Source organism: Acinetobacter sp. HA (genome assembly GCF_000264725.1).
GTDB classification, from domain to species: domain Bacteria; phylum Pseudomonadota; class Gammaproteobacteria; order Pseudomonadales; family Moraxellaceae; genus Acinetobacter; species Acinetobacter schindleri.
This window is the reverse complement of the sequence record NZ_AJXD01000057.1, coordinates 1-6,903: the sequence shown is the minus strand read 5'-3', so window position 1 is coordinate 6,903 and position 6,903 is coordinate 1. Positions and strand designations below refer to the sequence as shown.

The window sequence follows — 6,903 nt, the reverse complement described above, 5'->3', positions numbered from 1 at the left end:
GGGGTAGAGCACTGTTTCGGCTAGGGGGTCATCCCGACTTACCAAACCGATGCAAACTCCGAATACCAATGAGTACTATCCGGGAGACAGACTGCGGGTGCTAACGTCCGTAGTCAAGAGGAAAACAATCCAGACCGCCAGCTAAGGCCCCTAAATTATAGTTAAGTGGGAAACGATGTGGGAAGGCATAGACAGCTAGGAGGTTGGCTTAGAAGCAGCCACCCTTTAAAGAAAGCGTAATAGCTCACTAGTCGAGTCGGCCTGCGCGGAAGATGTAACGGGGCTAAAACTATATGCCGAAGCTGCGGATTTGCAATTTATTGCAAGTGGTAGGGGAGCGTTCTGTAAGCCGATGAAGGTGGATTGAGAAGTCTGCTGGAGGTATCAGAAGTGCGAATGCTGACGTGAGTAACGACAAAGCGGGTGAAAAACCCGCTCGCTGAAAGACCAAGGGTTCCAGTCCAACGTTAATCGGGGCTGGGTGAGTCGACCCCTAAGGCGAGGCCGAGAGGCGTAGTCGATGGGAAATTGGTTAATATTCCAATACTTCTGTTTAATGCGATGAGAGGACGGAGAAGGTTAAGTCAGCCTGGCGTTGGTTGTCCAGGTGGAAGGTTGTAGGCATGTATCTTAGGCAAATCCGGGGTACTCTATGCTGAGAACTGATAGCAAGCTGTACTTGTACAGTGAAGTGGCTGATACCATACTTCCAGGAAAAGTCTCTAAGCTTCAGTTAAACAGGAATCGTACCCGAAACCGACACAGGTGGTCAGGTCGAGTAGACCAAAGCGCTTGAGAGAACTCTGCTGAAGGAACTAGGCAAAATGGTACCGTAACTTCGGGAGAAGGTACGCTGCCGGCGGTGATAGGACTTGCTCCTTGAGCTGTTGGCAGCCTCAGAAACCAGGCCCCTGCAACTGTTTATTAAAAACATAGCACTCTGCAAACACGAAAGTGGACGTATAGGGTGTGATGCCTGCCCGGTGCTGGAAGGTTAATTGATGTGGTTAGCGCAAGCGAAGCTATTGATCGAAGCCCCAGTAAACGGCGGCCGTAACTATAACGGTCCTAAGGTAGCGAAATTCCTTGTCGGGTAAGTTCCGACCTGCACGAATGGCATAATGATGGGGGCGCTGTCTCCAGCAGAGGCTCAGTGAAATCGAAATCGCCGTGAAGATGCGGTGTACCCGCGGCTAGACGGAAAGACCCCGTGAACCTTTACTGCAGCTTGACATTGAACTTTGATCTTACTTGTGTAGGATAGGTGGGAGGCTTTGAAGTGGCGACGCTAGTTGCCATGGAGCCGTCCTTGAAATACCACCCTGGTAATATTGAGGTTCTAACTCTGTCCCGTTATCCGGGACGAGGACCATGTCTGGTGGGTAGTTTGACTGGGGCGGTCTCCTCCTAAAGAGTAACGGAGGAGTACGAAGGTGCGCTCAGCGTGGTCGGAAATCACGCGTAGAGTATAAAGGCAAAAGCGCGCTTAACTGCGAGACCCACAAGTCGAGCAGGTACGAAAGTAGGTCTTAGTGATCCGGTGGTTCTGTATGGAAGGGCCATCGCTCAACGGATAAAAGGTACTCTGGGGATAACAGGCTGATACCGCCCAAGAGTTCATATCGACGGCGGTGTTTGGCACCTCGATGTCGGCTCATCTCATCCTGGGGCTGAAGCAGGTCCCAAGGGTATGGCTGTTCGCCATTTAAAGAGGTACGCGAGCTGGGTTTAGAACGTCGTGAGACAGTTCGGTCCCTATCTACCGTGGGCGCTGGAAATTTGAGAGGATCTGCTCCTAGTACGAGAGGACCAGAGTGGACGAACCTCTGGTGTACCGGTTGTGACGCCAGTCGCATCGCCGGGTAGCTATGTTCGGAAGGGATAACCGCTGAAAGCATCTAAGCGGGAAGCCTACCTCAAGATAAGATTTCCCTGTGACTTTATGTCACCTAAAGAGCCGTTGAAGACTACGACGTTGATAGGTTGGATGTGGAAGTGTAGCGATACATGAAGCTGACCAATACTAATTGCTCGTGAGGCTTGACTATACAACACCCAAACAGTTGTTGTGTAACGCTCAATTGATTCGATATTAAGCAAAACAGCTTGATTTAGTGAACGCTAATGATCAAACTACTGCAACTCAAATATTTCTATTAATGAACGATGTTCAAAACACTGTTTTGAACGAGTGCAAGATTTGACCAAGCATTGGCATCTAAATAAGACCAAACGCAAAGTCATACCAGTTGTGCTGGCGACCATAGCAAGAGTGAACCACCTGATCCCTTCCCGAACTCAGAAGTGAAACCTCTTAGCGCTGATGGTAGTGTGGGGTTTCCCATGTGAGAGTAAGTCATCGCCAGCTCATTATTTTAAACACCCCCTGCCAAATGGCAGGGGGTGTTTTTTTTATGGCCAAGATTTAAGAAAGCATCTAAATATTAAGTTTTATATAAAGCTACAGCAGAAAATTTGCTCATTATATAAAGTCATAGTGGTTGTTATCTTCTAGGATGAATTCCCTGTAATCGATTTTAGTAGTGTTTTTTAGCTGATGCTTAAGTGCAGTATCGCTATTAAATACTTCGCTACAGTGCCTAGGAGGGCGGGTGAAAGGTGAATAACTTTGTTTACCTACCACCATGGTGGTAATAAAACGTTTTGCGAGCTATCGGTAGATAGACTCAAATGCCTTATATGAAGGGTATTGATATCTACGGTGTATATTTCATAAAGGATGAAAGATTTACATATAAATATTATTTTTTAGTTATATGCTGTACGTTTATATAGAAACTTAGATCATTAAATTACTGGTTCTTTATTCAGGATTATTTAAATTAAAATTGTGATTAAGTAACATCCTATAAATCAGGCAGAAGTAACAGCTGCTCCCGTGATGGCTAGTTTGGGCTCTGCCATTTTATTTGTCTTACTTTTAATTAGTTCAGCTATAGTCGACCATATATTTAAATATGCTTTTCTCGTAGGAATCTCGACTGGAATTATGAGTAGTTATTATGAATCTTGATTATGTAATATTACAAGCCTGACTCAAGCTTGTAATATTCATATGGAATCAGATTTGAAAGTTAGAAATATCCTGAGCAATTTTTTTCGTGCAATATAACAGTTGACCTAAAAGTACATCATTAGTGGTCATGGCTAGGATCAGCATAGGAAACTTTGGATGCGGAATTGCAGTTAGGATCGCTTTACCATTATTAGCATCCAGTGTAATGCTTTGACAGCCTTCCAGCTGTAATTCCTGCATAAATGCCTGGACCATAGCTACAATAGAACTACTTACGGCAGCAAGTTTTCCTTTACCGTTAGTTTTAATTTTTTCAAATGAGGCTAATTCAAATCCATCTGAAGAGCACAGCATGATAAGTTCTATACCTTGCACATTGAATAAGAGTTCTTGAATCTGCTTGGCTGCAAATTCAGTTAATTCTTGGGGAGCAGTACGTTTTGCAAGATTATTTAAGGACATGGAATTTTCTTCAGACAGTAAGTTGAACTTCAGCTGTGGCGATCAAGGCATCAACCAGCATTAAAACATCATTTTTTTCACGGGCATCAATAAAGAGGATTGGATAAGTACTGTCTTGCTTTTCAGCCCAGCCATGATAGAGAGCAGCATTATTTTTAGCTTTCTTATCAATATGTGTAATGCCAATTACAACGTTTTTAACTTTATCTTTGAAGTAATTCAGATAAAATTCTAGTTCTTCTAATGGCTCGTCAATACTGTCATCAATCAGTAATATTACTCCAATAGCACCTTGTGTAATAACGTTCCAGATAAAATTAAAGCGTTGCTGACCTGGTGTGCCATATAAGCCGACTTTGACCCCATCTTCCAGGACCAGTTCACCATAATCGATACCGACCGTTGTTAGTGATTTCTGGTGTGCTTCAAGGTCGGTATTAATTGCTTCGGTACTTAATACATCAATATTAGAAATGGTGCGAATGGCTGTAGCCTTGCCAGCACCCATGCTACCGGCAAATACCAATTTAAATTGGTGCAAGATCAAACTGAATTACTCCTAGATACCGAGCTTCTTACGTAACTTGCTAAAGAAACCCATCATTTTATTAGCTTCCTTTTGAACAGCGACAGTTGCATGCTGTGCGAATTTGGCTTGATCCGATGAGATCGGTTCAAGCATATTGGCTAGTTGTGAAGCACATAGAAATTGATGAATATATTTTTCACCTAATTTCAACTGTTGTTGTGCATAGGCAACTGATGCACCTTCACTGAAAAGGGCAGCTAATTTGAATAGATCTTTGCGCTGGTCGAAATCTTTAATTTGTGGCCATTTAGCTAAGCGGTAATAGTCTGGATATTCAAGTTCATCAAATTGCAAATGATGCCATACAAAATTCCAAATCCCTTGGTTAAGATCTTCTGGACGCACTTGAGTGCGAAATTGCACAATACTATTTAGATCAGCAGGTTCAAGGCTGAATTCTGAATCAGGTTGCGGATACCAGTCGATTGCTGGATAGAAGCAATGTTGTTCCAGATCGATAAGAGCTACACGTTTATCACTATTTTTGATTATGTATTTGCTATGACCTGATGGCTGAAATAGCTCATCTAGTATTAATTTAAATGACTGATATGCTATTTTGGTGCTACAAGAGGGTACTATTAATATGGGTTGTTCAATTAAATGAGGCGATTGAGTGCCTGATAAAAACTCACGTTGTAACCATTCAATTAAAGCATGGGGGTGTTTAAAGGGTAAGAACAATGTATTTTCAATCACCTGAGATGACAATGCAGGGTTTTTCTCAACTTGTAGAAGTGTAAGATTATTATTTTTAATTTTTTGAATATGGGGTAAATCGACAAAATCAGCATTTACTAATAAAAGCTGTAGTTTCTGGTCAGTAAGATTGGTCCATACCAGATTATATTTTTCACTTAAAACATCAACCATTGTACTTTTAAATACATTTATTAAAGATAGGCTGAGTCCAAAAATGGAAATATAGAGAGTATCTTTCATGAGGATGTGCTCAATTTAAGGGTTACCGGAAAAAGTAACCCTCAAATAGCTTAATTAAGCAAAATCTAAACCTTTTTCAAAGTGTTTCAATTCATGACGTGCCATAGCGAGGTTTGAAAGACTACGGTCAAGAACTAGATAAAGGAATAAATTTTCATTTGAATCAAGTGGGCGTAGCAAGTGATATTGTTTGCCTAAAGTGATTAGAATGTCTTCGATAGAAACATTCAGATTCAGGCTTGCTGCTACACGACGTTTAGCACGTACAACTTCTGTGTTGCCTGCAGCTGCGAGCTCAAGATCAATTGTATTATTGCCAAGAGTTGCTAATGCAAGACCACTTTCGCTGTCTACGAGTGCTGCTGCAACGAAACCATCAATATCTGTAAGTGCATCTAAAGTAAGCTTGGCCATACTATCCCCTGGAAAATTTTAAATAATGAAGATAAAAAAATTATCGCAAGAATGTTTATATAAAAGAACTAAGAATACAAGTTAGAATAAATTGAAAATATTTAGAAATTAGCTTATATGAGAACTATTAATTGAAATAGAGTATTATTTAAAATTAATTTAAAAATGATTTTATGTGACTTAATTTTTATTAATTTTAAATATCAACATCATATTTGGCTAACTAATTATATGTATAAACTGATTCATTATGTATTAATATTGTAAATTATAAATAATATAAAAAAATATAACTAAAAATTTTAAATGTTGTATTAATAAACAATATAGGTTTTGATATATTTGAATCAAAGTTTGATTTAAATGGTATATAAAAATTTAATAGTGACGTGGGTCAAATAATATTATAAAAGTGGAAAATGATGGTTTAGATGAATAATTAAGCATAATCGGCTTTGTTGCACAAAGATTTGAAATGCAAAGCGCCCCTAATTGAGCCAAATTTAAGGCGTAACTTGGGTAAGTGGGCGACCTAATTCCGTAAATCTGTTAAGGACTGCTACACGTGCATGGATCTCATTCACTTGGCTACCAAAACTCCTTGCGCTGAGTTTATCTCCTAATAATTTAATGCAGTGCATCTTAGTTTCAACCAAACTTCGCCGATGATAGCCTGACCATTTTTTCCATAGTGTCCTGCCTAAACGTTTAATTGTTCGAAGTAATTCATTTCGCTCTAGCGAGCTACTCTTTGTATCTTTCCATTGTTTCGCATTTTTTCTAGGTGGAATCACCGCATGCGCTTGCCGATCTGCAATGACCTGACGGCATTGCTTGGTGTCATAAGCTCCATCGGTATAAACAGAGTCAATCCGCTCATCTTGTGGAATCTGATCAAGTAAATCACCAAGCACCTGTGAATCACTGACATTATTGGTTGTAAGCTGAACTGCTCGTATTTGTAGGGTTTTGGCATCTATACCAATATGAAGTTTACGCCATTGGCGACGATATTCAGATCCATGTTTCTTGCGTTTCCATTCGCCCTCACCTAGAAACTTCATGCCTGTAGAGTCCATGAGTAGATGCAGCCCATCGCTACTTTTTTGGTAGCTGATTACAATATCAATATGCTTTTGTCTTCTACAAAGCGTGGTGTAATCTGGAGCTATCCAATTTAATCCGCAAAGTTTAATCAGACTTTGTACAAAGCCAGTAACCATACGTAAAGACAGACGAAATAAGGATTTAATCATTAAGCAGCATTGGATGGCTGCGTCGGAGTAGGTTTGATTTCGCCCTTGTTTGCCTTTTGATGGAGCATACCATTGCGTAGCAGGATCAAACCAAATGGCAATATTTCCGCGACTCATGAGTGCTCGGTTATATGCGGGCCAATTGGTTGTGCGGTAGATTTTGTGTGTAGGCTTCTTCATTTGAAAATTATATCGCTAAAAAA

5 protein-coding genes and 2 rRNA genes are annotated in these 6,903 nt (G+C 40.6%); 2 read left to right on the top strand and 5 right to left on the bottom strand.

The annotated features are described in order from the left end of the window. Together HADU_RS10545 and rrf are read left to right on the top strand one after the other, a co-directional pair. Positions 1-2,048 (top strand): 23S ribosomal RNA (locus HADU_RS10545); the annotation flags it as partial. Between the two features lie 205 nt (positions 2,049-2,253). Then, a 5S ribosomal RNA gene (rrf, locus tag HADU_RS10540) occupies positions 2,254-2,368 on the top strand. A 714-nt stretch (positions 2,369-3,082) separates the two neighbouring features. Here the strand turns inward: rrf and HADU_RS10535 are convergent. The 5 genes from HADU_RS10535 to HADU_RS10515 all read right to left on the bottom strand — a co-directional run bounded on the left by HADU_RS10535 (position 3,083) and on the right by HADU_RS10515 (position 6,880). Then, positions 3,083-3,499: a roadblock/LC7 domain-containing protein gene (locus HADU_RS10535; RefSeq protein ID WP_004809610.1), complete on the bottom strand. Its 417-nt coding sequence runs from the start codon at positions 3,497-3,499 to the stop codon at positions 3,083-3,085. A gap of 10 nt (positions 3,500-3,509) precedes the next feature. After that, positions 3,510-4,046, bottom strand: a complete 537-nt coding sequence (locus tag HADU_RS10530) for a GTP-binding protein (protein WP_004809608.1) — start codon at positions 4,044-4,046, stop codon at positions 3,510-3,512. Between the two features lie 12 nt (positions 4,047-4,058). Beyond that, positions 4,059-5,030, bottom strand: a complete 972-nt coding sequence (locus HADU_RS10525; RefSeq protein WP_008306053.1) for a hypothetical protein — start codon at positions 5,028-5,030, stop codon at positions 4,059-4,061. Between the two features lie 54 nt (positions 5,031-5,084). Next, entirely contained in the window at positions 5,085-5,444 is a 360-nt protein-coding gene (locus HADU_RS10520; RefSeq protein ID WP_008306052.1) for a hypothetical protein, read from the bottom strand. Positions 5,445-5,947: 503 nt separating this feature from the next. Next, positions 5,948-6,880: an IS5 family transposase gene (locus HADU_RS10515; RefSeq protein ID WP_008302424.1), complete on the bottom strand. Its 933-nt coding sequence runs from the start codon at positions 6,878-6,880 to the stop codon at positions 5,948-5,950. Between the last annotated feature and the right edge of the window lie 23 nt (positions 6,881-6,903).

Bases quoted from the DNA above. Each gene is read 5' to 3' on its own strand.
- HADU_RS10520 (WP_008306052.1), bottom strand. From the start codon at position 5,444: ATGGCCAAGCTTACTTTAGATGCACTTACAGATATTGATGGTTTCGTT.
- HADU_RS10535 (WP_004809610.1), bottom strand. From the start codon at position 3,499: ATGTCCTTAAATAATCTTGCAAAACGTACTGCTCCCCAAGAATTAACT.
- HADU_RS10515 (WP_008302424.1), bottom strand. From the start codon at position 6,880: ATGAAGAAGCCTACACACAAAATCTACCGCACAACCAATTGGCCCGCA.
- HADU_RS10525 (WP_008306053.1), bottom strand. From the start codon at position 5,030: ATGAAAGATACTCTCTATATTTCCATTTTTGGACTCAGCCTATCTTTA.